Origin of the sequence: Pelagibius sp. (genome assembly GCF_965249265.1) — a bacterium.
In the GTDB taxonomy this organism is placed as follows: Bacteria; Pseudomonadota; Alphaproteobacteria; order Kiloniellales; family Kiloniellaceae; genus Pelagibius.
The window spans coordinates 3,190,731-3,214,777 of record NZ_OZ252224.1; the positions used below are offsets into that span (position 1 = coordinate 3,190,731).

The following is a 24,047-nucleotide window of genomic DNA, read 5'->3' on the forward strand; positions in this document are numbered from 1 at the left end:
GAGCGTAGAGACTCTCTTGGTTGGAAGACCCTGATGAAATTTGCCTTGCCCATGTCCGAGCCTGTCCAGATCCGGCGGCGCCTCACCAAAGGCAGCCAGCGGCTGATCCAGCTCTTTTGCGTTGCGGTCTGTCTTTCGCTGGGTATCGGAACGGCCATTGCCCAGACCCAGTCCCGGATCAAGGACGTGGCCGACTTTGAAGGTGTCCGCGACAACCAGTTGGTCGGTTACGGCCTGGTTGTCGGCCTTAATGGCACCGGCGACGATTTGGGCAGCGCCGTCTTCACCCGGGAGAGCCTGATCGGCATGCTGCAACGCATGGGCGTCAATGCCCGTGACGACGACCTCGACACCGATAACGTTGCCGCGGTGATGGTCACCGCCGATCTGCCTCCTTTTGCCCGTCAGGGTACCCGCATCGATATCCAGGTCTCGGCCATCGGCGATTCCGAAAGCCTGCTGGGCGGCACCCTGCTGGTGACCCCTCTGCTGGCCGCCGACGGAGAGGTTTACGCGGTGGCCCAGGGCGGTATTGCCGTCGCCGGCTTCAGCGCTGCTGGAAACGGGGAAACGGTTGTTCGCGGCGTCCCCACCGCCGGGCGGATCGCCAACGGCGCCATCATCGAGCGTGAGCTGGGTTTCGAGCTGGAGCAGATGCGGTCGATCAAACTGTCGCTGCGCAATCCGGACCTGACCACGGCGCGGCGCATTGCCGACGCCATCAACGGGTTTACCGGCGAGACGGCGGCCCGGTCACTGGACCCAGCCACCGTGCGCGTCTCGGTACCGGCAAGATACAACGGCGATACCGTGGCTTTGATGACCGACATCGAACAGCTCCGCATTCGCGCCGATCAGCAGGCCCGCGTGGTGATCGACGAAGCCTCGGGCATCATCGTGATGGGCGAGAACGTCCGGATTTCCACGGTTGCCATCGCCCAAGGCAACCTGACGATCCGCATTACGGAAACGCCGCAGGTCAGCCAGCCCAACGCCTTTTCCAACACCGGCGACACCGAAGTCGTCGATCGCACCGACATCCAGATCGATGAGGACGCCGACAACCGCCTGGCCGTGGTGCCCGCCGGGGTCAGCCTGCAGGAACTGGTGAACGGCCTCAACGCTCTGGGCATCGGCCCGCGGGACATGATCTCGATCCTCCAGGCGATCAAGGCCGCCGGTGCCCTGCAAGCTGAAATCGAGGTGCTGTAACCATGATCGACGCTGCGACCTACGTCCCCTTCACCAACCTGCAGCCGGCCGGCACGCAACGCGCATTGCCGCTTGCCGATAGACGGCAGATGGACGCCGCAGCGGCCGAACAGGCTGCCAGGAAAACCAGCGAAGACTTCGAGGCCCTGTTCATCGCCGAGATGCTTGGCCCGGTTTTCGAAGGATTGAAGACGGAAGGCATGTTCGGCGGCGGCTCCGGTGAGGAAATCTACCGTTCACTGATGGTTCAGGAGTACGGAAAAGCCATCGCGCGCGCCGGCGGTGTCGGGATCGCTGAGACGGTTCAACGCGAAATTCTGAGAATGCAGGAGATGCAGTGATGACCGAGCAAACAGTTGATCAGGCCCCGCCGTCGACGGCGGAGTTGCGCCAGATCATTCAACTGGTTGAGGACCTGACCGCGGTGATGAGCCGCGAGGTCGAACTGCTGCGCGCCATGCGGGTGCGCGACTTCGGCGAGCTTCAGGATCACAAGCTTTCCTTGGTGCAGAGCTACGAGAAACAGACATCGAGCCTGCGCAGCAACCCGGCTTTCGCCGAACTCATCGACCCCCGCCTGCGCGAGGAACTGACCGACGTTATGGAGCGCATGCACGAGGTGATGAGCGAAAACGAAATCGCGATCAATGCCGCCCGCAGCGCCAACCAGCGGATCGCCACGGCGATCGTAAATGCTGTTCAGGGTCAACAGAGCGAAAACGGTGGCTATTCCAAGAATGGCGGCATCAGCCAGTCGGGCAATCAGCCACCGGTGTCTCTACAGATCGACCAGCAGCTTTAAGCCGGCTGCCAAGCCAGCGCCTTAGACCAAAGCGAGACGTAAGACATGTCGCTCAGCATCGCCCTCTCAAACGCCCTCTCAGGGCTGCAGGTGAACCAGACCGCGCTGCAGGTCACCTCCGGCAATGTGGCCAACGTCAACACGCCCAATTACGCCCGCAAGATCCACAATCAGGAAAACCGGGTCCTCGGCGGCCAGGGCGTCGGCGTCGACACCGCCTCGATCATCCGCCGTATCGACCAGTTCCTGCGCCGCGATCTGATGAACGAGACCACGGTTCTGGGTAACAACAAGGTCACCTCGGACTACTACAACCGCATGCAGGCCATGTTCGGCTCCCTGGGCAACAACAATGCCCTCGGCAATTCGATCACCGACCTTTCCGTCGCCATCGAGAACGTTGCCAACAGCCCGGAGGTCGCCGCCCACCGTTTCGACGCCGTCAACGAAGCCGTTGAAATGGCGCAGTATTTCAACGACATGGCCACCAACGTCCAGTCGCTGCGGTCGCAGGCTGACGCCGAGATAAATGCCGCGGTCGATATCATCAATGCCGAGCTGGAAATCATCGCCGACCTCAATTCCCAGATCGCCAACAACGACACCAAGGGCCTGCCGGTGGGCGATCTGCAGGACCGCCGTGACGTCGCCATCAAGACCATCTCGGAGTACATGGAACTGCAGGAGTTCACCGATTCCTTCGGCCAGGTCCGGCTCTTCACGACCGCCGGCCGCTCGCTGGTCTCCGGAACCTCCTTCGGCACCCTCTCCTACACCAACACGCCCTTCATGACGGCCAACGAGACCTACCCGGCCACAATCAGCGGTATCTATCTGAATGGCGGGGCCGCGCCGCCGCCGACAAGCGATATCACCACCGAAATCAGAGGCGGCAAGCTCGAAGCGCTGATCGCGATGCGCGACGAGACCCTGCCGGCAATGACCAACCAGATAGATCAGCTCGCCGCTCAGATGCGCGACGAAGTGAACCGGGTTCATAACCGTGGCGCCAACACCCCCTTTGGCCTCGGCACCGCTGCCGGTGATCCGGCCGCCATGTACGGCACCCGCGTGATCAACACCCCGGGCGATCCGCTGACCTTGGGTTCGGACGTTACTTTCGCGATCCTCGATGCCAACGGCGATTCTGTCACTGCGCCGCTCACCATCGCGGCCGGCGCCACCACGCCCACGGCCATCATTACCGCCATCAACGGGCACCTGACCGCGGCGCCCGGTTACGGTACCGCGGCCTGGAACAACGACCGCATGGAAATCAAGCTGGAGCCTGGCTATCGGCTGGCGATTCTGGACAACGGTCCCGCGGCGGACTCCGGCGATGCGACGATCCAGTTCGATGCCGACGGCGATACGGTACAGGAGACCTATCTCGGTTTCTCGAGCTTCTTCGGTCTGAACGATATGTTCGAAACGCCGGACCTCGCCACCGGCACCCCTGCCCTGGCCAATCAGGGCGCCCAGCTCGGCATTTCCAGTAACATCCAAGTCCGCCAGTCAATCGTCGACGACCCTTCCTACCTCTCCCGCGGCATGCTGCGCGGAACCCCGCCGACCATGTCGCTGGGTGTCGGCGATAACGAGATCGCACAGCAGTTGGCGGACGCATTCGGCGAGAACTTCAACTATGCCAGCGTCGCAGACGGCCCTTCCGCCGTCAGCACGACCTTTTCCGGCTATGCCGGGGTCATTCTATCGTTCAATGCCTCCGCCACGGCGTCCTCAGACGAGGCGCTGGAATTCCAGACCTTCTTCTTTGAAGACCTGCAGGCGAAGTTCCTGTCGGAGGCCGGCGTAAACCTGGATGAAGAGCTGGCCAATATGACGATCTTTCAGAGTGCCTACAACGCATCCGCGCGCCTGGTTCAGGCCGTCGACGAAATGCTTGAAACCCTCTTGAACTTGGCCCGGTGATAGGAGGCTATAGATGTTCCGCGTTGCAAACTTCGCTCAGCACCAGCTGAACCTGTCCTACACCATGCGCACCCAGAGCTCGGTGGCCGAACGGCAGATCGAGATGGCCAGCGGCAAGCGTGCTCAGCAGTACTCGGCAATCTCCTCGGACTCCAGCGAGCTGGTGAACATCGAACGCTCCGTCGCTCGGACCGAGCAATTCACCCGTAACATCGATCAGGCGATGACCCGCCTCGGGATCATGGAGTCCTCCGTGGCCATCATGGTGCAGCGCTCAACCGAAGTGCTGGCGATCATGAGTTCGGCGATCTCCGGTGAAAACATCAACGATGTGCCGCTTCAGGAATTTTCGAACACCTTCCTGTCGGAAATGGAATCCCTTCTGAACACCCAACATGAAGACCGCTACCTGTTCAGCGGATCGCAGACCGACAGCCCGGCGATCGACCTCAATGACCCGGCCTACACCCCCCAGGCCGGCTTGCCGGGCGTCTTCACCGCCGACTTCGACTACTACCAGGGTGACAACCTGACCCTGTCGGTGCGGACCGATGAAACCTTCGAGACCGACTACGGAATCCGGGCCGACGAGCCGGCTTTTGAGGAGATGCTGCGTGCCCTCTCCTACATGGACTACGCCGGCGCCAACCTGGACGTCGCGGTGCTTGAACAGGCCTACACGATGATGAAGAGCGCCGTCGACGGACTCAGCGACATTCGCGGCCGCATCGGCGCCAGCTCAAAGGTTCTGGAAGCAGCCAACTCCGGCCACGACGACTACCTGACCTATGCGACCAACCTTGTGTCGACCCTGGAAGACGTGGACGTGGCCGAGACGACGACCCGCCTGGCCCAGGACGAGGTGCAGCTTCAGGGTTCCTATCTGTCGCTCTCCAGGATCAGCGAGCTAAGCTTGTTAAATTACCTGAGATAGCGATTTCGTAACCAGATTGCGGCGATAATAGAGCCGTCATGAGTAAGGAGTTAACCATGCCCCGCGAACACACGGCAGCCAAGATGGCAGCACCAGCAGCCCCTGGAGCGATCGCCTCGGCACCGCAGTCCGGAGGGAGCAACACGAAGACGATCGACACCCGGTTCGGGAAGATCGAGTTCGACCTTAACCAGGCCTTAACCTTCCCGAAGGCGATTCCCGGCTTTGTCGGTTATGACACCTTCGGACTGGCCATGGTGCCCAGCGAGACACAATCCAGCTTCATGCTGCTGCAGGCGCTGGAGCCGACCGATCTCTCTTTCATCGTTCTGCCCTATGACGCGGCGGCCAACCTGATCGAGCTCAAGGACGTGGAAGCCGCTCAGCAGGCCCTCAGCATCGCGCCCGCGGACTGCGCCATCATGCTGATCGCCACATTCCGCAAGCTCGGCAGCAGTTTCGAAACCTCGGTGAACATGCGGGCGCCGATCTTCATCGATACGAACAAGCGTCAGGCCTGGCAGTACATCATGCCAAATGACCGCTACGACGTTCGTCATAAACTCTAGAGAACGGCGGCCTGATCGATCTTGGTCAGGCGGTCGGACAGGCTTCTCGCTGGCGATGGACAATTGTCCCCGCCAGCAAGCCCCTCAGACTTCCGGAAAAATCAGATGCTTCCCGCGTCAAGACGTGCCTTGAAGGCACGGGCGACGCGGGCCAGCAGCACCGGCCATTCCTCGGTCCAGTGACGCTGCCAGACCATACGGTTTGGCAGCCCGAAATCACCGGAAACCGGCTGCTCCGTCTGACTGGCGCCGGCCATCATAAGCCAGATTTCGGTACCGACCGCGTCCGCTATGCGGTTCGGCGAGGATGATGTAGAGATCACCAGATCAAGCTGGGATGTCAGGGCGAAGGCGCCTTCCAGATCCATTCTAAGGTCGAGATCATCCCAGCGATGAATCTTGACCTTGAACTGGTCTTCAATCGCGCAGATCTCGTCTTCACGTGGATCGTACTGAACGTTGACGAAGTTGACCCCCGGGATCGTCAGGATGGGCTCCCACATCTCAAGATCGGTATAGTGGATGTCGCGATCGCGATGCGAAAACATACTGCGCCAGCAAATGCCGACCTTCGGCCCGTCCGGCAGGCCGGCAATCCGCTCCGCCATCTCGGCCACCCGCTCTGGATCAGGGGTCAGGTAACCCTCATAACCGATTCCGCGGCGCTGGCACGCAAAAGCAGCCTCGACGTCGTCGTCGGGATAGCTGGTGGCCAGCTCCAACTCTTCCTGAGAGAAGGGAAAGTACTGCATAAGGTTGCCGGCCGGCAGATAGAGATCGGTATCATCCCGATTCCAGTCGTTTTTGCCATCGAGCCGCTCGGGCAGCAGCTTCGCCTCTGGAAAGGTGCGCTGGAAGATCGGCACAAGGCGCCGGTCCGCTTCAATCAAAACGGTTCCGGCTGTATCGATCATTTGGCGGAAGCGGCGGGCAAAATCGATCTCGTCACCAACACCCTGCTCACGCCAGACCAGAATCCTCTTGTCATGAATGTCTTCACCGCGCCATCTCGGCACCTGGAACCGGCGGTTCGGCTTCCGCAGCTCGCCCGTCAGACCGGCATCGAAGTGCTCCCAGGATTCCTCATAGAACCCGTTGTTCCACAGTGACCGGGCCAGCGAAAACTCCAGGCCCAGATGCTCCGGCGTAAGCTCATGGGCCAGGCGGAACTGCGCCAAGGCGGCCGCGTGCTGGCCCTGCTCTTGATAGACAAGACCCTTGTTGTGCTGGAACTCACCGCGTTCTGGCTCCAGCTCCAAGGCCTTGTCATAGGCGGCATGCGCCTTTTCCAATACATGAAGCAGCCGCAGTGCATTTCCATAGTTGAAGTAACTGGTGGCAAAACTCGGCTGAAACTCCATCGCCCTCCGGAAAGCCACCACGGCTTCCTTGTAGCGATGGAGATCCATCAACACATTCCCGTAGTTACTCTGAGCGGCGCCGCTCTGGGGATCAAGTTCAGCGCCGCGCTTGGCGTATTCGTAGGCTTCCTCGAACTTCTTCTGTTCGCGCAATACCATGCCCATGTTGATATGGGCCTGCGCCAAAGTCGGATCAGCCTCGATCGCCCGCAGGCAGGACTTCTGGCCAAGTTCGTGCTTGCCGTGATCAATGGCGATCTTCGCCAGGTTCACATGGGCTTCGGCATAATCCGGTTTGATGCCGACGGCCACAGCGTAGGCGTCGATCGCCTCGGTTTCCTGCCCCTGCATCTTCTTGATCAGACCCAGGTGATAGTACGCAACCGCGTCCTGGGGATTGAGCTTGATCGCCATGATCATGGCCTCGGTCGCCTGATCAAGAATACCGGCATCAATCAAAAGAACGCCGAGCTCGCGATAGCCCTCCCCGAACTGCGGGTTCAGCTTCAAAGCATGCGTAAAGGCATTTGCTGCTGCATCCAACTCGCCGAAGCTGTGCAGGATCCTGCCATGGCAAACATGGACTTCAGGCTCCATGACATCGACTTCCAAGGCGCGCTCGATCATCTTGCGTGCTTCTTTGAACTTCCGCTGAAGATGATAGGCCTTGCCCAGGAGTGCCGTGGCTACGGCGTTGTTCCGCTGGATGGAAAGAGCGCGCTTTAGCAGGACTACCGCGTCTTTCGGCCGCTTGTTGTCGATCTTCTCGCGTGCCGCCGCAATCATTTTCTCAGGATTGCGTAAGGACTTGGTGCTCTGCTTGCCGCCGGACCGGCCCTTTTTGCCAGGCCGCTTGGTCTTGGAGGACGGCTTGGCACCGGCTTCGGAGGCTGCCTGCTCGTGACTCATACTGTCCTGCTCATCGGAGACATGAAACAAATTGCGATCGCGTGGGAATCCGGTCGCAACCGACACAGACCCGCAGAGGACAGGTTAAGCTCCCATTTACTAAGAGAACCTTTCCGCCTATTGACTTAACCGAAATAGGTTTGAGCGCCGGATCAGCATGGGTGCCGAAAGGGCTTTTTGCGCCCGCCTGCCGGCAGACCGAGAGCGTCCTAGATCGAAAGCGTCAGGGACGAGATTTCTGAGGGCTTCTCTGCTTCCGGGGCCGCCGTTGCCTGGCCTGTCTTGCCGTCCGGCGTGCCGGTACGCTGCTCATTCTTGGCCAGTTCCGCCCAGCTCGCCCTCACCTCGCCGAGCGCGGTAATGATTCCATCACAGACTTCGGTCGAGTTCTTCATGTTGACCTGCTGAAGGTCACGGAAGATCGTGTGATAGAACTGGTCCAGCATCAGGGAAACGTCGCCGCCCTTTTCAAAGTCCAGGTGGGACTGCAGCCCGACCAGGACCTTGCAGGCCTTCTGGGTGGCGTTGAAGCGATCCTCGATCCGGTTTTCCTCGATGGCCGTCTTGGCGTTGGCCACTTCCTTGATCATCGCATCATAGAGCAGCACGACGGCGCCGAGCGAACTGACCATCTTGGAGGCCGCCTGATAAGCGGAAAGGGCGTTGTAAGACTGCGTCACGTTCCCGGACCTCGAACAACAGAATTTTGGGAAAGCAGCGTCGCGACCACTTAGTCGTCACCGCCCTTGAGAAAGGCCTGAAGCTGACTGGATGCCGCTTCAGCGGCGGCTACTGCCCGCTCCATGGCGGCATACTTCTCGATCAGCTTGTTCTGGAAGATCAGCAGGCGGGCCTCGATGGTTTGGATCTCGTCGACAAAATCCTCATTCTGAGCCGACAGGCGGATCACCTCCTCGGTGATCAGACCGTCGCCAGCATTCACATAGTCGTCGAGACGCTGATAGAGGCGTTCGGCAATGCCGAGAGAGGTGGAGATATCGATGTTTACCGGCGGCGCGCCTGCATCGCTGGTATCCCGGTTATAGGCAAGGCTCATACCCTCGTAAATCGTACCGTCCAAGCCACGCAGGACGCCCCCGTCGACTTCGAAGGCGTCGACACCTCCGACCTGAAGGTTCGTTCCGTCGATGGCGCCGCCGGGATCCACGATGGTGAAGTCGCCGACATTCAGCAGCTCGTTGCGCGCAACCAGACGGACGTCCGGTGAGCTGGACTGGAAACCAAACTCGAAGACCCCGCGCACCTCATCCAGTTTGTCGACCAGGTTGGCATTCAAGGTGCCTTCGTCGACCGTCAGCAGGCCTTCGTCGTTCAATTCGATGCCCACATTGCGCAGGGTGGACAGTGCCGTAGAGTCGAGCCCGTCGACCAGTTCAGCGATGTCGGTGCCGAGGTCCCGCCCGAGAGAGCGCAGCAGGTTGTCACCGAACAGGATGGCGGCAGCATCAATCTCGCCGTCCTCAGAGACAACGCTCTGAGACTTCAGGAAGAGCTTGACGTCATTGTAGGCCGCGACAAAATCATCGATCTGCCCTCTGACCCCAGTGAGATCGGCTTCAATTTCCAGGGTAACAGTGGTGATCGGATCCCCCATGGCATCGACATCCGCCTTGAAGAGATCGATGGTCACGTTGTCGATCAGATCGTTGATCTCATTGGAATCGCGCTCAATTACGGTGGCAATACCATCGAGCCTCAGCCGAGCCGGCTGAGCCGCATCCAGCTCCGTCGGCGTGGTCGCGTTCAAGCCGGCCAGGGTAGCGGCGCCAGTGAGTTCAATGTTGCGATTGGTCTCTTCAGCCGTGAAAACAATACGGTAGTCACCGTCAGCAATCTTCAGAGCCGAAGCGCGAACGCCTGTGGTGCCGGTCACCGCATTGATCGCAAAGACCACATCGGTCGCGGTCATGCCGTCCGTAATGGCGATATCGACCGTTTCTCCAGCGGTGGCGCCGGCAAGGTTCACAGTCAAAGTCTCGGTGACACCTAGGTTCGTCGTCACATCGGCAAGGGTGCCGCCGGAAATCTTGTGTGCTTGGGCGATCTGCAGGACGTCAATCTCATAGGTCCCGGCGGTGGCGTTATTCGTAGCGGTCGCGCCCAGAATATCGGTTCCCGGCGTCGATGTATTGGACGTAACGAAGGCTGATTTCTGCTCGAAGACATTGTTGAGAATACCGACGGAGCCCGGCGGATTGCGCAGGCCGTTGACGGCCGACTGCATCGTCTCCAAGAGCGCCTTGAACTCGTTGAAGGCGGCGATCCGTGTATCGTTCTCGGAGATCCGGTTGTTCAGCCGGTCGATAGGAATGCGCTTGACCGCAAGCGAGGCCTCGATAATGGCAGCCGTGTCCAGACCGGAAAACGAACCGGTCAGAAGGGGGGAGTTTCCGATAAAGGAAACCGTACCTTGAGTACCTGCAACCATCAGACTTCTCCTATCCGCCCAATGCTACGTCCCCAATCGCTTAAATTCCGTTAAGAATTATTAGTTATCAATGGGTTAACCTTAAACCGAAAAACTGTTTCTGGCCTTGGCCTGCGGGCTCTTCAGCGGGCCGTCAACAGGCCGAAATGCGCGTTCTGGTGGAAATTCTATCAGAACATCACCATTTTCACGGTCGTACACTCTCACAATGAGCCGGCCGCTGTCCTGGTCACGATAGGTGGTAAGCGCTGAATTCGGCGCCCCCTGCCCCGTCGCCGCTGGCTGTTGTCCGTCAATAACGGCCGCGAGCGGCTCTCCAGCCTCCGTCTTTGCCCCCTTAGCGGACGCCGATACGGTCGCCGCCTCGGCCGGGCGCCGCAGTACGTTGCCCGCCTGAGGTGACGCTGCGCTCTGTGCCGGCACGCTGGCTTGCGAGGTAACCAGCGCGGTCGAAACCAACAATTTCGCATCCATGATACTAAGCCCTCCTTTTGCGGGCTCGGATCGTCGACTGGCTCAGCAGGGGCGGAGCGAAAATGCCCCGCCCCGACTGAGGACCCAAGCTTAATCCCGGCCTTACTGCAGCACGCGCAGCAGGGACTGAGGGATCTGGTTGGCTTGCGACACGGCCGACACCGCCGCCTGAACAAGCACCTGGTTGGAAACCAGCTTGCTCTGTTCAGCCGCCAGATCGACGTCCATGATCGCAGACTTGGCCGCATCGATGTTCTCGAGCGAGGTCGCGATCTGTTGACCGCGGAACTCGAAACGGGAAATCAACGCACCGGCCGTGGCCCTGGCTTCAGAAACCGCGTCGATGGCTGCATCGACAGCATCCATCGAAGCCGAGGCCGCACCGGACGTACCGACCGACAGGTTCACGCCCAGGGTTGCCGCACCGAAGGCAGAGAAGCCCGTGGCAAGAGCCTGAAAGTCAACTGTGATGGTATCGCTGACGTCGGTACCGACAAAGTAGTCGGCGGTCGCCGGCGTCCCATCCAGCAGAGACTGACCGTTGAAGCGGGTCGTATCGGCGATGGCGGTGATTTCACTCACCAACTCCTGGAACTCGGCGTCGATGAAGCCGCGCTCCGTATTGGTCGGAACACCCGACAGCGACTGGGCCGCCAGGGCCTTCATACGCTGCAGCACGTCGCCGATGCGGCCGAGACCGCCGTCGGCAACCTGCACAACAGACGCACCCTGGGAGGCGTTGATCCCCGCCTGGGTGAGCGCCGTCACGTCGGCCATCAGACGGGTGCCGATGGCAAGACCGGCGGCGTCGTCAGATGCTTTCACGATGCGCGAGCCGGAAGCCAGCTTGCCCACCGACGCCGAAGCATTGGCGGAGTTATTATTGAGATAACGAAGGGCGGAATTGGCCGCCGTATTCGTAGCAACAACAGGCATGGTTCTGTTCCTTCTACTTGAAGTCGTTCCGCCCGCCCCTTTGCGGGGCGGGCCAGACGAGTCGGCCTACATGGCCAACACCTTTTACTGCAGCACCCGCAGCAGGGACTGCGGGATCTGGTTGGCCTGCGACACGGCCGAGACCGCCGCCTGAACAAGCACCTGGCTGGAGACCAGCTTACTTTGTTCAGCCGCCAGATCGACGTCCATGATCGCAGACTTGGCCGCATCGATGTTCTCGAGCGAGGTCGCGATCTGCTGACCACGGAACTCGAAACGGGAAATCAACGCACCAGCCGTCGCACGCGCTTCGGAAACCGTATCGATGGCCGTGTCGATGGCAGCCATCGCCGCAGTCGCAGCGGCAGCCGAGCCAACGTTGCCGGTGATACCCAGCAAGGTCGAGGTGAACCCGGCAGCACCAGCCAAAGCCGTGAAGGTCACGGTAATCGTATCACTGACATCGGTACCCACAAAATAATCCGACGGTGTGGCAGCGGCTGCACCGCCATCAAGAAGGGAAGCACCATTGAACCGGGTCGTGGTCGCGATATCGGTGATTTCAGACTTCAATTGCTGGAACTCGGCATCGATGAAGCCACGTTCCGTATTGGTCGGAACACCCGACAGCGACTGGGCCGCCAGGGCCTTCATACGCTGCAGCACGTCACCGATACGGCCGAGACCGCCGTCGGCAACCTGCACCACCGAAGCACCCTGGGAGGCATTGATCCCCGCCTGGGTGAGCGCCGTCACGTCGGCCATCAGACGGGTACCGATGGCAAGACCGGCAGCGTCGTCGGAGGCCTTCACGATGCGCGAGCCGGAAGCCAGCTTACTCACCGAGGCAGAAGCCTCGGACGAGTTCATGTTTAGGTAACGAAGGGCGGAATTGGCCGCCGTATTCGTAGCAACAACAGGCATGGTTCTGTTCCTTCTACTTGAAGTCGTTCCACCCGCCTCTTCCTGGGGCGGGCCAGACGAGTCGGCCTACTTGGCCAACGATTACTGCAGCACCCGCAACAGCGACTGCGGGATCTGATTGGCCTGCGACACGGCCGAGACCGCCGCCTGAACAAGCACCTGGTTGGACACCAGCTTACTTTGTTCAGCCGCCAGATCGACATCCATGATCGCAGACTTGGCCGCGTCGATGTTCTCGAGCGAGGTCGCGATCTGCTGACCGCGGAACTCGAAACGAGAAATCAACGCACCAGCCGTCGCACGCGCTTCGGAGACCAGATCAATCGCCGCATCGATCGCCGTCATGGCTTCGATAGCAGCCGTGACCGTGGCAACGTCCGCCGTGGCCGAGAGGCTCAAGGCCGTCGCATGGAAGGCATCAACGCCAGCCAAGGCGGTGAAGGCCACCGTGATCGTGTCGCTGACATCGGTACCCACAAAGTAGTCCGCCGCGTCGGCAGCAGCCGTCGCTCCGTCGAGAAGCGACGCCCCGTTGAAACGGGTCGTCACGGCAATGGCGGTGATTTCCTCACGCAGCTCCTGGAACTCGGCATCGATGAAGCCGCGCTCCGTATTGGTCGGGACACCCGACAGCGACTGGGCTGCCAGGGCCTTCATACGCTGCAGCACGTCGCCGATGCGGCCGAGACCGCCGTCGGCAACCTGCACCACCGAAGCACCCTGGGAGGCATTGATCCCCGCCTGGGTGAGCGCCGTCACGTCGGCCATCAGACGGGTGCCGATGGCAAGACCGGCAGCGTCGTCAGAGGCCTTCACGATGCGCGAGCCGGAAGCCAGCTTGCCCACCGAGGCCGAAGCCTGGGACGAGTTATTGTTAAGAAAACGAAGGGCGGAATTGGCCGCCGTATTCGTAGCAACAACAGGCATGGTTCTGTTCCTTCTACTTGAAGTCGTTCCACCCGCCTCTTCCTGGGGCGGGCCAGACGAGTCGGCCTACTTGGCCAACGATTACTGCAGCACCCGCAACAGCGACTGCGGGATCTGATTGGCCTGCGACACGGCCGAGACCGCCGCCTGAACAAGCACCTGGTTGGACACCAGCTTACTTTGTTCAGCCGCCAGATCGACATCCATGATCGCAGACTTGGCCGCGTCGATGTTCTCGAGCGAGGTCGCGATCTGCTGACCGCGGAACTCGAAACGGGAAATCAACGCACCGGCCGTCGCCCGGGCTTCAGAGACCAGGTCGATGGCACGGTCGATCGCCGACATGGATGCGGACGCACCCGTGGCCGAGGCCACATTGCCGGTAATGGTGAGACCCGCAGCATCAAAGGCCGTTGCACTGTTGGCCAGATCCTGGAAGTCAACACCAATCGTATCCGCGACGTCGGTACCGACGAAGTAGTCAGCGGTCGCGGCGCCGCCGTCCAACAGCGACTGGCCATTGAAGCGGGTCGTATCGGCAATGTCGGTGATTTCACTCACCAGTTGCTGGAACTCGGCATCGATAAAGCCGCGTTCCGTATCGGTCGGAACACCCGACAGCGACTGGGCTGCAAGAGCCTTCATACGCTGCAGCACGTCGCCGATACGGCCGAGACCGCCGTCGGCAACCTGCACAACAGACGCACCCTGGGAGGCATTGATCCCCGCCTGGGTCAGCGACGTCACGTCGGCCATCAGACGGGTGCCGATGGCCAGACCGGCAGCGTCGTCGGAGGCCTTCACGATGCGCGAGCCGGAAGCCAGCTTACCCACCGAGGCGGCAGCCTGAGACGAGTTGTTATTGAGGAAACGAAGGGCGGAGTTCGCCGCCGTATTCGTAGCAACAACAGGCATGGTTCTATTCCTTCTACTTGAAGTTTATCAGCCCGCCTCTTCCTAAAACGGGCAAATTCAGCCGGCCTACTTGGCCGACACCTTCTACTGCAACACCCGCAGCAGAGACTGCGGGATCTGGTTGGCCTGCGACACGGCCGAGACCGCCGCCTGAACAAGCACCTGGTTGGAAACCAGCTTACTTTGTTCAGCCGCCAGATCGACATCCATGATCGCAGACTTGGCCGCATCGATGTTCTCGAGCGAGGTGGCGATCTGCTGACCGCGGAACTCAAAACGGGAAATCAGCGCACCAGACGTCGCCCGCGCTTCCGAGATCGTATCGATCGCAGTGTCGATCAACGACATAGCGCCGACGGCACTGGCCGCCGTATCGACACCGACCACAGATGTACTCAGGCCGAGAGCCCCGACCCTGAAGTCACTGGTGCCCGCGGCAAGGGTGCCAAAGTTGACGGTGATGGTATCGCTGACATCGGTACCGACGAAGTAGTCGGCCGCGGCAGCAGAACCGGTCAACAAGGACTGACCGTTGAAGCGCGTGGTCGTGGCGATGTCGGTTATCTCCGCCTGCAACTCGGCGAACTCGGCGTCGATGAAGCCACGTTCCGTATTGGTCGGAACACCCGACAGCGACTGGGCCGCCAGGGCCTTCATACGCTGCAGCACGTCGCCGATACGGCCGAGACCGCCGTCGGCAACCTGCACCACCGAAGCACCCTGAGAGGCGTTGATCCCCGCCTGGGTGAGCGACGTCACGTCGGCCATCAGACGGGTGCCGATGGCCAGACCGGCAGCGTCGTCAGAAGCCTTCACGATGCGCGAGCCGGAAGCCAGCTTGCCCACCGAGGCGGCAGCCTCAGCCGAGTTGTTATTGAGGAAACGAAGGGCGGAATTGGCCGCCGTGTTCGTAGCAACAACAGGCATGGTTCTGTTCCTTCTACTTGAAGCGTCCTCACCACATCCTGCGGTGGGGTACGAGAGGCGTCCTACTTGGCCGCCCCAAAACCTCGCGTCGGACAGAATCCGAGCGCAAAGATCCGGCAAGCACTAAGCAAAATGGATTCCACAATATCGATTATGACGATAGTGGCAGAAATTCTAGATGTTTAGCTTTATAGGTTGAGTAATCACATGGTCTTTCTATCTCATGAAAACGGCAATAATTGCCGGACTGCGCGGCAAAATTTGCCGGGCAACGGCCTGAATCGGCAAATCCTGCCGCCTGAAGCAGAGCCTCCGAAGGCGCCTTGCAGCGAGATTGCGGGTGTCATGCCGGACACCGGGCATGCGTCAGTTGCGGGACAGGCTCAAGGCCGTCCGGGACAGTTCATTTGTGCGGAGGGGATTGCCGGCAAACTGCGGATTCAGGTCTTTCGGACGTCGCAGGCCCGAGCGGATCGTCTTTTCGGTGAAGAACGCTGGGGACTGCAGTCTACAGCAGCGACAGGCCTTCCATACGAAAGCGTTTCGCCAAGAAAGCAAGGCGGGCGGGAAGCAGTCCGGTCAGAATCTGCTTCTGGCGTTGAGCGCGCTCAATAAAAAAAGAGGGCGCCGGCGAACCGGCGCCCCCTTCCAGAAAGGCGGTATGTACTTTGAGACTTACTGCAGCACCCGCAACAGAGACTGCGGTATCTGGTTGGCCTGCGACACAGCCGAGACCGCCGCCTGAACAAGGACCTGGTTAGAGACCAGCTTGCTCTGTTCAGCCGCCAGATCGACGTCCATGATCGCAGACTTGGCCGCATCGATGTTCTCGAGCGAGGTGGCGATCTGCTGACCGCGGAACTCGAAACGAGAAATCAACGCACCAGCCGTCGCCCGAGCCTCAGACACCAGGTCGATGGCACGGTCGATCGCCGACATGGATGCGGACGCACCCGTGGCCGAGGCCACATTGCCGGTAATGGTGAGACCCGCAGCATCAAAGGCCGTCGCACTGCCGGCCAGGTCCTGGAAGTCAACACCAATCGTATCCGCGACGTCGGTACCGACGAAGTAATCAGCCGTGGCAGCATTACCATCCAACAGCGATTGGCCGTTAAAACGGGTCGTACCGGCAATGTCGGTGATTTCACTTATCAGCTGCTGGAACTCGGCATCGATGAAGCCGCGTTCCGTATCGGTCGGGACACCCGACAGCGACTGGGCCGCCAGGGCCTTCATACGCTGCAGAACGTCGGCGATACGGCCAAGACCACCATCGGCAACCTGCACCACCGAGGCACCCTGGGAGGCATTGATCCCCGCCTGGGTCAGGGCGGTCACGTCAGCATTCAAACGCGTGCCGATGGCAAGGCCGGCGGCGTCGTCAGAAGCCTTCACGATGCGCGAGCCGGAAGCCAGCTTACTCACCGAACTCGCCGCCTGGGCAGAGTTGTTATTGAGATAACGAAGGGCGGAGTTGGCCGCCGTATTCGTAGCAACAACAGGCATAGTTCTGTTCCTTCTACTTGAAGTTTATCAGCCCGCCTCTTTCCGGGACGGGCCAAGCTAATCGGCCTACTTGGCCAACATATTCTACTGCAGCACGCGCAGCAGCGACTGCGGGATCTGGTTGGCCTGCGACACGGCCGAGACCGCCGCCTGAACAAGGACCTGGTTAGACACCAGCTTACTTTGTTCAGCCGCCAGATCGACGTCCATGATCGCAGACTTGGCCGCATCGATGTTCTCGAGCGAGGTCGCGATCTGCTGACCGCGGAACTCGAAACGAGAAATCAACGCACCAGCCGTCGCACGCGCTTCGGAGACACTATTGATCGCAACATCGATCGCCGCCATCGCAGCCGTTGCGGCTGTAACAGTGCCAACCGACTGAACCACACCGGCAAAGAGAGCCGTCGCGTGGAACGCGGAGGTGGCGCCCGCCAGGGCGGAGAAGGCCACCGTAATGGTGTCGGCCACATCCGTACCAACGAAGTAGTCGGATGCCACGGCCGAACCGTTCAGCAGCGACGCGCCGTTGAAGCGGGTCGTCACGGCAATGGCGGTGATTTCATCCACCAGTTCCTGGAACTCGGCGTCGATGAAGCCGCGCTCCGTATTGGTCGGAACACCCGACAGAGACTGGGCCGCCAGAGCCTTCATACGCTGCAGCACATCGCCGATACGGCCGAGACCGCCGTCGGCAACCTGCACCACCGAAGCACCCTGGGAGGCATTGATCCCCGCCTGGGTCAATGCGGTGACGTCAGCATTCAAACGCGTGCCGATGGCCAGACCCGCAGCATCGTCCGAAGCTTTAACGATGCGCGAGCCGGAAGCCAGCTTGCTCACCGAACTCGCCGCTTGGGCAGAGTTGTTATTGAGATAACGAAGAGCCGAGTTGGCCGCCGTATTCGTAGCAACAACAGGCATGGTTTTTTTCCTTCTACATGAAGTGCCCTCACTACGTCCTGCAGTGAGGTGCAATGTTCGTCCTACTTGGACAAACCCCTGTGATCCCACGCCGAACCTGACTCGACGCAGGATGCCTGTCGCCTATTCAGCAAACCGAATGCCAAGTCCATCGTCTGTGGATTGATAGGCTTTCAAGACAATGGATTAGGCGATTCCTTTTATGAAGAACCTCAACGCCAGTACCGACGATGCGGCAAGTTTTGCCTGGTTGCCTAGGCAAAACTTGCCGCATCTCGCGGAAAACGGGCGAAACTTACCGATCAAAAACACCTATAACGATAGACTAGTATTCTTAGCCAAATCGGATAGGAAAACTTGTTTATGCCGCCGACGCCAGGATGAAGACCCTCTGCTACTGCAGCAATCGCAGCAGCGCCTGCGGCAGTTCGTTGGCCTGGGACAATGCCGAGACCGAGGCCTGCACAAGGACCTGGGATGAGACCAATCGACTCTGTTCCGCTGCCAGGTCCACATCCATAATTGATGATTTCGCCGCCTCGATGTTCTCCAAGGAGGTTGCGATCTGCTGCCCTCGGAACTCAAAGCGGGAAATCAGACCACCCACTGTCGCACGGGCTTCGGAAATCATATCAATCGCCGCATCGACCGCCGTCATGGCATCGATAGCCGCAGTCGGCGTGACCACGCTGGCGGCCAACCCAATGGCAGTTGCATGGAAAGCGGACGCCGCTGTCGCAAGCGTCGAGTAAGAGACAGAAATATTGTCACCCGCTTCGGTGCCAACGAAAAAGTTCTGCGGCGACTGGCCGGAACCATCCAACAGCGAATCGCCGTTGAAGCGGGTCGTCTGGGCAATAGCCGTGACTTCCTGACGAAGCTGTTGAAACTCGGCGTCGATGAAACCGCGCTCGATGTTCGAGGGGACGCCGGAGAGCGACTGCGCCGCCAGCGCTTTCATGCGCTGCAGCACATCGGCGATCCGCGCCAGGCCACCGTCGGCCACCTGCAGCACCGATGCACCCTGAGATGCATTCACCGCTGACTGCCGAAGCACCGTCACATCGGCCAGAAGCCGTGTGCCGATCGCCAGACCGGCGGCATCATCAGAAGCCTTCACAATGCGTGAGCCCGAAGCCAGCTTGGAGACCGAGTTCCCTGACATCATAGAGTTGAAGTTCAGGAACCTTAGAGCCGAGTTGGCGGCTGTATTCGTCGTTACTGTAGGCATCGTCTACTCCAATAACCTGCTAGGGCAAATGCCCAGGAACCGGCTGCCTGCCGGACCCCCCGATGCAGGGATAAGCTGTGCAGCAAGGGACACAGGATAGACAGCACAGATCGTGCCAACTTCGATTCCATTTTTTACCCAACAAAATCAAACACATATAAGAAATCTCCGGTCCATGATCAGCGGCATCAAAGGAACAGCGGGAAGTTCTTTCTGCCCAAAGGGAAAACTTTGCCTGCCGGAACGAATAAGGGCGAAGCGTTCTTTGTGGTACCAAACGGCCGCCTTAAATGACGGCCTGCAGCACGCCCCCAACAGGCAAAAAAATGGGGCGAGGAACCGAACCTGGTTCCCCGCCCCGTCCACCTCTGCCCAACGAGGTTTTACTGGAGTAATCTGAGGAGTGCCTGCGGCAACTCGTTCGCCTGCGAAAGGGCCGATACCGAAGCCTGAACCAGAACCTGGGACGATACCAGCCTACTCTGTTCCGCCGCCAAATCGACATCCATAATGGAAGACTTTGCAGCCTCTATGTTTTCCAAGGACGTGGCTATCTGTTGGCCGCGGAACTCGAAACGGGAGACAAGACCACCAACCGTTGCCCGGGATTCGGAGATCAGATCGATTGCCCGATCGACCACCGACATCGCAGCCGAGGCGGCGCCGGCACTGGCAACGTTGGTCGTTGCCGTTATGCCGATCCCGGCGGCCGAATAGAAGTCGGCGCTGGCGGCCAGAGCGGAATAGGTCACGGTGATGTTGTCACCGGCTTCCGTGCCAACGAAGAAGTTCTGTGTCGTCGCACCGGTACCATCCAACAGGGAAGCGCCGTTGAACCGCGTCGTCTGGGCGATGGCCGTGATTTCCGAGCGTAGCTCCTGAAACTCGGCGTCGATGAAGCCGCGCTCCGTGTTGGAAGGAACACCCGAGAGGGATTGCGCCGCCAGGGCCTTCATTCGCTGAAGCACGTCGGCAATACGCGCCAATCCGCCATCGGCCACCTGGAGCACCGAGGCCCCCTGGGAGGCGTTCACGGACGACTGGCGAAGCACCGTCACATCGGCCAGGAGCCGCGTGCCGATGGCAAGGCCGGCCGCGTCGTCGGACGCTTTCACAATGCGCGAGCCTGACGCCAGTTTGGAAACCGAGTTCCCAGACATCATCGAATTGAAGTTCAGAAACCTGAGGGCCGAGTTGGCCGCGGTGTTCGTTGTTACTGTAGGCATGGTCCACTCCAGTTACCTGCTAGGGCAGAGGCCCGGTGATCACCTGTCTCTTCCAAGTTCTGGATTGAGCAGACTCCCAATCACAGCCGGGCAAACCCTAAGAAGCACAGACTGTGCCAACTCTCGATTTTTCTATTTTCTCTTTTATTTACATATTCTTATCGCCGAGTACGCAACGGTACGAGGTCGGCATCGGCGACAGTTCGGGGAAAAAGCTGCAGCATTTCCGAGGAAAAGAATGCCGGGCTCAGGGGCGCCATTGCCAGGCCTCGTCACGCCACGGCAATCGAAACACACCTTATGAATCACCCGGATGATCACCCGGATGAAACACCCGAGCAGGAACATCCCGAACCTGCTGCCAAGGTTCTCATCCCTGCTCCGACAAGCCAGACGGCAAGCCGATCAATCGACGAAAACCCAATTCTGGCACACACGCAGGATCTGCTCGAACGATCCGGCCCGCGGCCTTCCCTCCAGCGCCGCCTCTGACCCGGCAAACTCGGCAAGCTTGTCCAGCGGGCAGCAAGAACTGCAGGGCAAGAACCGCCACGGTTTTGATCGAGAGCCATGACCGTCGTTTTTTATTCATATATTTCAGAAGCTTATTCTACTTCACAAAACTGGCCCGCCGTTTGCTTCCTCTCATCCGGAATTGGATTGACCAGAACTTTATCGCTGGCCGGTCCGGCGGCGCGACAAGGCGATGACGCCTCGGTGGCCTGCTGTTCTGGTGAGCTGTTCTGGAAAACAACCTGGAGAAAGATCATGCCGCTTGAAGCAACCGAAGCATTTCGCAGCGAGGTCGCCCGCGCGCGTCCGACCCGCCTGGTGGTCATGCTTTATGATGAGGCCATCACCGGCCTGGTCGCCGCCATCAATGCGATCAGGGACAATGACATCGAGGCGCGATGCAATCGCATCAACGTGGTCACGGAACTCGTCGCCACGCTGCACCTCAGCCTCGACATGGAAAAGGGTGGCGATGTGGCCGAACAGCTCGGCAGCATCTATCGCTTCATCCTGGGCCAGCTGATCCGCATCAACATCAGCAGCGACGCCGAGAAAGCCGCTCAGATCATCGATGTCCTAAAGCCTCTGCGCGACGCCTGGGATGAAGTCGACCGGCGCGTCGAGAAGGGCGAAGACATCACGCTGGCCGAGGCTGCGATGCTGCAGCGCGTTGAAGCCGCCGGCAATCGTCTCTCAATTCACGCCGCCTAGAGCAAGAACAGAGAAACGTTAAGACCCGTAGATGGAAAGCGCGCAGGTTCAGCGATGCAAGTAAACAATTCTGAGTTCTTCAACCCGGCAGGCGTAGCGGCCCCGCCGGCTCAGGAACGGCCCGACGATGGTCTCTTCGACGCTCTCTTGCGCGAGGAAGAAGCACGTTATGAGAATCCGCCGCCCGTGGACGAGCGCCGTGACGACCATGCTCGTGACGACTATGTTGCGGAGAATGATCGCCGGGAAGCAGAGGACCCTTATCGGGAACCTCCCCGGGCGGAGCGGAATGACTCTGCCAGCCGTGAAGACTCCGAGCGTCGGGAAGCTGAACCCCGGGCCGAGTCCGATGAGCGGCCGGAAGACCCCAACACCGATCGTGAAGACAGCGATCAACAGCCTCAAGGCGATGATCCGGATACCGGCACGGCCGCCGATGACGATTGGGCTGATGCTTCACCTGCTGTAAGCCCCGGCAACCCCCAGGCGACGGCTGCCGAGAAAAACGGAACCTCCCCGGCTCAGGGCGCGACAACCGCCGCTGCCCAGGGCGCCTCTGCTGCTGCTAACGCTGGTACGGTCGGCAACAACGGAATGACCGGCGGCAATGGCGACACCTCCGGCAACGGCCAGAAGGGCGCCAACGCCGCTCAATCCGCTGGCAGCCAGGGGGCGGATGAAACCGCTTCCCCAGCGGCAACATCGTCAAACGGTCAGGCCGCCGCCTCGACGGCTTCACCTGGTAATACCTCAGCCACGGACAAACCGGTGAAGGCAGCCGGCGATGCCGGAAAGCCGGCGCCGAGCGCCGCTGCCGCTCAGACCACCTCGGGCCAGGCCGCAGCTTCGGCCCGCCCAGAGAACGGGAAGCCGACCGGCCAGCAGAACAATACCGCGCTGCCTGAAGACGTAAGGGTTACGACCGTCAGGGCGGAGAACGGGGCGGTAACATCCCGGCCCTCGGCCGCCTTGGGCGGCGGCGCCGCTACCGCTGCCTTGGCTGAGGAAGCCAAGCCAGCCGCCAGCCGCCCTGCTGCCGATGACAAGAAAACGGCCAAGACCACTGTCGGCGTGAACGCCGGTCCGGATGGGCTGAAAGGACAGAACGACACCGCCGCCAAGACAAACCGTCCCATAGATGCCGGCACCATGGCCGCCAATAGCGGCAGCGCCAAGACGGCCGGCGAGGCAGCCACCGGTGGAACAGGTGGCGCTTCGGGCAATGGGCCGACGACGCCCGGTCTGCAGACAGCCGGCACAGGCGCGCCCGCCGGCGGCCTGAGTGGCGGTTCAGTTCAGAACACCTCCTTTGCGGAAGCGATGAACAGCGCGCGTGGCGGAAACGCCCAGGCACCGGCCGAACAGATTGCCGTACAGGTTCAGAAGGCGGCTGCAGCCGGCAAAGAGCAGATCAACATCAAGCTGCACCCCGCCGAGTTGGGTCGGATCGAGGTTAAGCTGGAAACCGGCAACGACGGCGTTATCAGAGCCGTCATCTCGGCGGAGCGCTCTGAAACGCTTGATATGCTGCAACGCGATGCCCGCGGCCTTGAACGCGCGCTGCAGGACGCCGGTGTAAAGACCGACTCGGGAAGCCTCAACTTCAATCTGAAAGGCCAGCAGTTCGCCGATCAGGAGCGCCCCGAGGGACAGGCACAGGGCCAGTTGGCCGGTGAAACCGACGGCTTGAGCGATGATCCGCAGAACCTGGCCGCCAACCAGCAGCCGGCTCCGTCTTATCACGACGGCGCGCTGGACATCCGGGTCTAGGGCGGAAGGAGAGCAAAAATGGAAACCAGCCAAACACGCGCTCCCATAAACGGTGTGCCCTTTGTCGACGGCAACAGCAACGGCAGCCTGACAAACAACACCTCGCTTGCCGAGACCTTCGATACCTTCCTGACGCTGCTGACCACCCAGTTGCAGTACCAGGACCCCTTGGACCCCATGGATACCAACGAGTTTACTTCGCAGTTGGTGGAATTCACGGGCGTCGAGCAGGCGATCGCCACCAACGACAAGCTGCAGGAGCTTATCGCCCTGCAGAGCACCACCCAGTTGAACGATGCGGTCGGCTATATCGGCAAGACCGTCTCGGCGGACAGCATCATCCTGATGCTTCAGGACGGCAGTTCGACCATCAACTATGAGCTGGGCGCCAATGCATCGGAGGTCAACATTCTGATCATCGATGAGCTTGGCGAGACCGTACGAACCCTTGAGGGCGACACCGAGTTTGGTCCCCATGAAATCAACTGGGATGGCCTGGACGACGACGGCAAGCCCTTGGAAGACGGGCTTTACGGTTTCCTGGTGACCGCTGTCGACGCAGACGATAACCCGGTTCCCCTGATTCAGGGGACAGCGGGTCAAGTTACCGGCGTGAAATCGGTGAACGGCCAAGTGATTGTCGAGATCGGGGAACTGGAACTCGAGCTCCGGAAGATCCTGTCGATCAAGGAGACCGATACCGCAGGCGGTGACACAGACCCACCCGCCAGCGAAGACCCTGATCCCCCCGCCGAGGGCGACAGCGATACGCCTGCCAGCAGCTAGCTGACAGGGCCAAGAAGAGAAGAAGACGAACGAGAGATTGAGAGTTGATTTCAGGTCCGGAGCGTGTGGCGCAATAACACGGCACCGGCTGTAACCAAGGAGACGA

Annotated in this window: 22 protein-coding genes; 9 read left to right on the top strand and 13 right to left on the bottom strand. The window is 60.3% G+C overall.

Features of this window, described 5'->3' with window-relative positions; all coding sequences use genetic code 11:
* Positions 1-33 precede the first annotated feature (33 nt).
* From ACP146_RS15200 to fliW, 6 genes are read left to right on the top strand one after another with little or no spacing between them, the layout of a single operon-like run.
* On the top strand, positions 34-1,212 hold the full coding sequence (locus tag ACP146_RS15200; protein WP_422367597.1) for a flagellar basal body P-ring protein FlgI: 1,179 nt from the start codon (positions 34-36) through the stop codon (positions 1,210-1,212).
* Between the two features lie 2 nt (positions 1,213-1,214).
* Entirely contained in the window at positions 1,215-1,553 is a 339-nt protein-coding gene (locus ACP146_RS15205; RefSeq protein ID WP_422367598.1) for a rod-binding protein, read from the top strand.
* Entirely contained in the window at positions 1,553-2,014 is a 462-nt protein-coding gene (locus tag ACP146_RS15210) for a hypothetical protein (protein WP_422367599.1), read from the top strand. The genes ACP146_RS15205 and ACP146_RS15210 overlap by 1 nt, the downstream gene beginning before the upstream one ends.
* Before the next feature lie 45 nt (positions 2,015-2,059).
* Positions 2,060-3,946, top strand: coding sequence for a flagellar hook-associated protein FlgK (gene flgK / locus ACP146_RS15215; RefSeq protein ID WP_422367600.1), 1,887 nt, complete (start codon positions 2,060-2,062; stop codon positions 3,944-3,946).
* A gap of 13 nt (positions 3,947-3,959) precedes the next feature.
* On the top strand, positions 3,960-4,880 hold the full coding sequence (locus ACP146_RS15220) for a flagellin (RefSeq protein WP_422367601.1): 921 nt from the start codon (positions 3,960-3,962) through the stop codon (positions 4,878-4,880).
* 56 nt (positions 4,881-4,936) lie between these two features.
* Positions 4,937-5,449 (top strand): flagellar assembly protein FliW, encoded by a 513-nt coding sequence (gene fliW / locus ACP146_RS15225; RefSeq protein ID WP_422367602.1) that lies wholly within the window; start codon positions 4,937-4,939, stop codon positions 5,447-5,449.
* A gap of 101 nt (positions 5,450-5,550) precedes the next feature.
* On the opposite strand, the gene ACP146_RS15230 is transcribed toward fliW, so the two are convergent.
* The 13 genes from ACP146_RS15230 to ACP146_RS15290 form a co-directional block, all read right to left on the bottom strand.
* The gene (locus ACP146_RS15230; RefSeq protein ID WP_422367603.1) at positions 5,551-7,719 is read right to left on the bottom strand and encodes a tetratricopeptide repeat protein; all 2,169 of its coding nucleotides are present in this window, start codon (positions 7,717-7,719) and stop codon (positions 5,551-5,553) included.
* A 209-nt stretch (positions 7,720-7,928) separates the two neighbouring features.
* On the bottom strand, positions 7,929-8,399 hold the full coding sequence (gene fliS, locus ACP146_RS15235) for a flagellar export chaperone FliS (RefSeq protein WP_422367604.1): 471 nt from the start codon (positions 8,397-8,399) through the stop codon (positions 7,929-7,931).
* Positions 8,400-8,449: 50 nt separating this feature from the next.
* Entirely contained in the window at positions 8,450-10,168 is a 1,719-nt protein-coding gene (gene fliD, locus ACP146_RS15240) for a flagellar filament capping protein FliD (protein ID WP_422367605.1), read from the bottom strand.
* An 81-nt stretch (positions 10,169-10,249) separates the two neighbouring features.
* Positions 10,250-10,642: a hypothetical protein gene (locus tag ACP146_RS15245; RefSeq protein WP_422367606.1), complete on the bottom strand. Its 393-nt coding sequence runs from the start codon at positions 10,640-10,642 to the stop codon at positions 10,250-10,252.
* 102 nt (positions 10,643-10,744) lie between these two features.
* The gene (locus ACP146_RS15250) at positions 10,745-11,578 is read right to left on the bottom strand and encodes a flagellin (RefSeq protein ID WP_422367607.1); all 834 of its coding nucleotides are present in this window, start codon (positions 11,576-11,578) and stop codon (positions 10,745-10,747) included.
* Between the two features lie 84 nt (positions 11,579-11,662).
* Positions 11,663-12,502, bottom strand: coding sequence for a flagellin (locus ACP146_RS15255; RefSeq protein WP_422367608.1), 840 nt, complete (start codon positions 12,500-12,502; stop codon positions 11,663-11,665).
* 81 nt (positions 12,503-12,583) lie between these two features.
* Positions 12,584-13,429 carry a flagellin gene (locus ACP146_RS15260; RefSeq protein WP_422367609.1) on the bottom strand — a complete coding sequence of 282 codons (846 nt, stop codon included), beginning with the start codon at positions 13,427-13,429 and terminating at the stop codon, positions 12,584-12,586.
* Positions 13,430-13,510: 81 nt separating this feature from the next.
* Positions 13,511-14,344: a flagellin gene (locus tag ACP146_RS15265; RefSeq protein WP_422367610.1), complete on the bottom strand. Its 834-nt coding sequence runs from the start codon at positions 14,342-14,344 to the stop codon at positions 13,511-13,513.
* A gap of 84 nt (positions 14,345-14,428) precedes the next feature.
* Positions 14,429-15,271 (bottom strand): flagellin, encoded by an 843-nt coding sequence (locus ACP146_RS15270; RefSeq protein WP_422367611.1) that lies wholly within the window; start codon positions 15,269-15,271, stop codon positions 14,429-14,431.
* Between the two features lie 675 nt (positions 15,272-15,946).
* Positions 15,947-16,780, bottom strand: coding sequence for a flagellin (locus tag ACP146_RS15275; protein ID WP_422367612.1), 834 nt, complete (start codon positions 16,778-16,780; stop codon positions 15,947-15,949).
* A gap of 84 nt (positions 16,781-16,864) precedes the next feature.
* Positions 16,865-17,704 (bottom strand): flagellin, encoded by an 840-nt coding sequence (locus tag ACP146_RS15280; RefSeq protein WP_422367613.1) that lies wholly within the window; start codon positions 17,702-17,704, stop codon positions 16,865-16,867.
* A 394-nt stretch (positions 17,705-18,098) separates the two neighbouring features.
* Positions 18,099-18,935 carry a flagellin gene (locus ACP146_RS15285; RefSeq protein WP_422367614.1) on the bottom strand — a complete coding sequence of 279 codons (837 nt, stop codon included), beginning with the start codon at positions 18,933-18,935 and terminating at the stop codon, positions 18,099-18,101.
* A gap of 383 nt (positions 18,936-19,318) precedes the next feature.
* Positions 19,319-20,161 carry a flagellin gene (locus tag ACP146_RS15290; RefSeq protein WP_422367615.1) on the bottom strand — a complete coding sequence of 281 codons (843 nt, stop codon included), beginning with the start codon at positions 20,159-20,161 and terminating at the stop codon, positions 19,319-19,321.
* A gap of 768 nt (positions 20,162-20,929) precedes the next feature.
* Here ACP146_RS15290 and fliS (ACP146_RS15295) point away from each other — a divergent pair.
* From fliS (ACP146_RS15295) to ACP146_RS15305, 3 genes are read left to right on the top strand one after another with little or no spacing between them, the layout of a single operon-like run.
* Entirely contained in the window at positions 20,930-21,385 is a 456-nt protein-coding gene (gene fliS / locus ACP146_RS15295; protein WP_422367616.1) for a flagellar export chaperone FliS, read from the top strand.
* A gap of 54 nt (positions 21,386-21,439) precedes the next feature.
* Entirely contained in the window at positions 21,440-23,155 is a 1,716-nt protein-coding gene (locus ACP146_RS15300) for a flagellar hook-length control protein FliK (protein ID WP_422367617.1), read from the top strand.
* An 18-nt stretch (positions 23,156-23,173) separates the two neighbouring features.
* Positions 23,174-23,941 carry a flagellar hook assembly protein FlgD gene (locus tag ACP146_RS15305; protein WP_422367618.1) on the top strand — a complete coding sequence of 256 codons (768 nt, stop codon included), beginning with the start codon at positions 23,174-23,176 and terminating at the stop codon, positions 23,939-23,941.
* Positions 23,942-24,047: the final 106 nt, after the last annotated feature.

Bases quoted from the DNA above. Each gene is read 5' to 3' on its own strand.
- ACP146_RS15200 (WP_422367597.1), top strand. From the start codon at position 34: ATGAAATTTGCCTTGCCCATGTCCGAGCCTGTCCAGATCCGGCGGCGC.
- ACP146_RS15205 (WP_422367598.1), top strand. From the start codon at position 1,215: ATGATCGACGCTGCGACCTACGTCCCCTTCACCAACCTGCAGCCGGCC.
- ACP146_RS15210 (WP_422367599.1), top strand. From the start codon at position 1,553: ATGACCGAGCAAACAGTTGATCAGGCCCCGCCGTCGACGGCGGAGTTG.
- flgK (WP_422367600.1), top strand. From the start codon at position 2,060: ATGTCGCTCAGCATCGCCCTCTCAAACGCCCTCTCAGGGCTGCAGGTG.
- ACP146_RS15220 (WP_422367601.1), top strand. From the start codon at position 3,960: ATGTTCCGCGTTGCAAACTTCGCTCAGCACCAGCTGAACCTGTCCTAC.
- fliW (WP_422367602.1), top strand. From the start codon at position 4,937: ATGCCCCGCGAACACACGGCAGCCAAGATGGCAGCACCAGCAGCCCCT.
- ACP146_RS15230 (WP_422367603.1), bottom strand. From the start codon at position 7,719: ATGAGTCACGAGCAGGCAGCCTCCGAAGCCGGTGCCAAGCCGTCCTCC.
- fliD (WP_422367605.1), bottom strand. From the start codon at position 10,168: ATGGTTGCAGGTACTCAAGGTACGGTTTCCTTTATCGGAAACTCCCCC.
- ACP146_RS15245 (WP_422367606.1), bottom strand. From the start codon at position 10,642: ATGGATGCGAAATTGTTGGTTTCGACCGCGCTGGTTACCTCGCAAGCC.
- ACP146_RS15250 (WP_422367607.1), bottom strand. From the start codon at position 11,578: ATGCCTGTTGTTGCTACGAATACGGCGGCCAATTCCGCCCTTCGTTAT.
- ACP146_RS15255 (WP_422367608.1), bottom strand. From the start codon at position 12,502: ATGCCTGTTGTTGCTACGAATACGGCGGCCAATTCCGCCCTTCGTTAC.
- ACP146_RS15260 (WP_422367609.1), bottom strand. From the start codon at position 13,429: ATGCCTGTTGTTGCTACGAATACGGCGGCCAATTCCGCCCTTCGTTTT.
- ACP146_RS15265 (WP_422367610.1), bottom strand. From the start codon at position 14,344: ATGCCTGTTGTTGCTACGAATACGGCGGCGAACTCCGCCCTTCGTTTC.
- ACP146_RS15270 (WP_422367611.1), bottom strand. From the start codon at position 15,271: ATGCCTGTTGTTGCTACGAACACGGCGGCCAATTCCGCCCTTCGTTTC.
- ACP146_RS15275 (WP_422367612.1), bottom strand. From the start codon at position 16,780: ATGCCTGTTGTTGCTACGAATACGGCGGCCAACTCCGCCCTTCGTTAT.
- ACP146_RS15280 (WP_422367613.1), bottom strand. From the start codon at position 17,704: ATGCCTGTTGTTGCTACGAATACGGCGGCCAACTCGGCTCTTCGTTAT.
- ACP146_RS15285 (WP_422367614.1), bottom strand. From the start codon at position 18,935: ATGCCTACAGTAACGACGAATACAGCCGCCAACTCGGCTCTAAGGTTC.
- ACP146_RS15290 (WP_422367615.1), bottom strand. From the start codon at position 20,161: ATGCCTACAGTAACAACGAACACCGCGGCCAACTCGGCCCTCAGGTTT.
- fliS (WP_422367616.1), top strand. From the start codon at position 20,930: ATGCCGCTTGAAGCAACCGAAGCATTTCGCAGCGAGGTCGCCCGCGCG.
- ACP146_RS15300 (WP_422367617.1), top strand. From the start codon at position 21,440: ATGCAAGTAAACAATTCTGAGTTCTTCAACCCGGCAGGCGTAGCGGCC.
- ACP146_RS15305 (WP_422367618.1), top strand. From the start codon at position 23,174: ATGGAAACCAGCCAAACACGCGCTCCCATAAACGGTGTGCCCTTTGTC.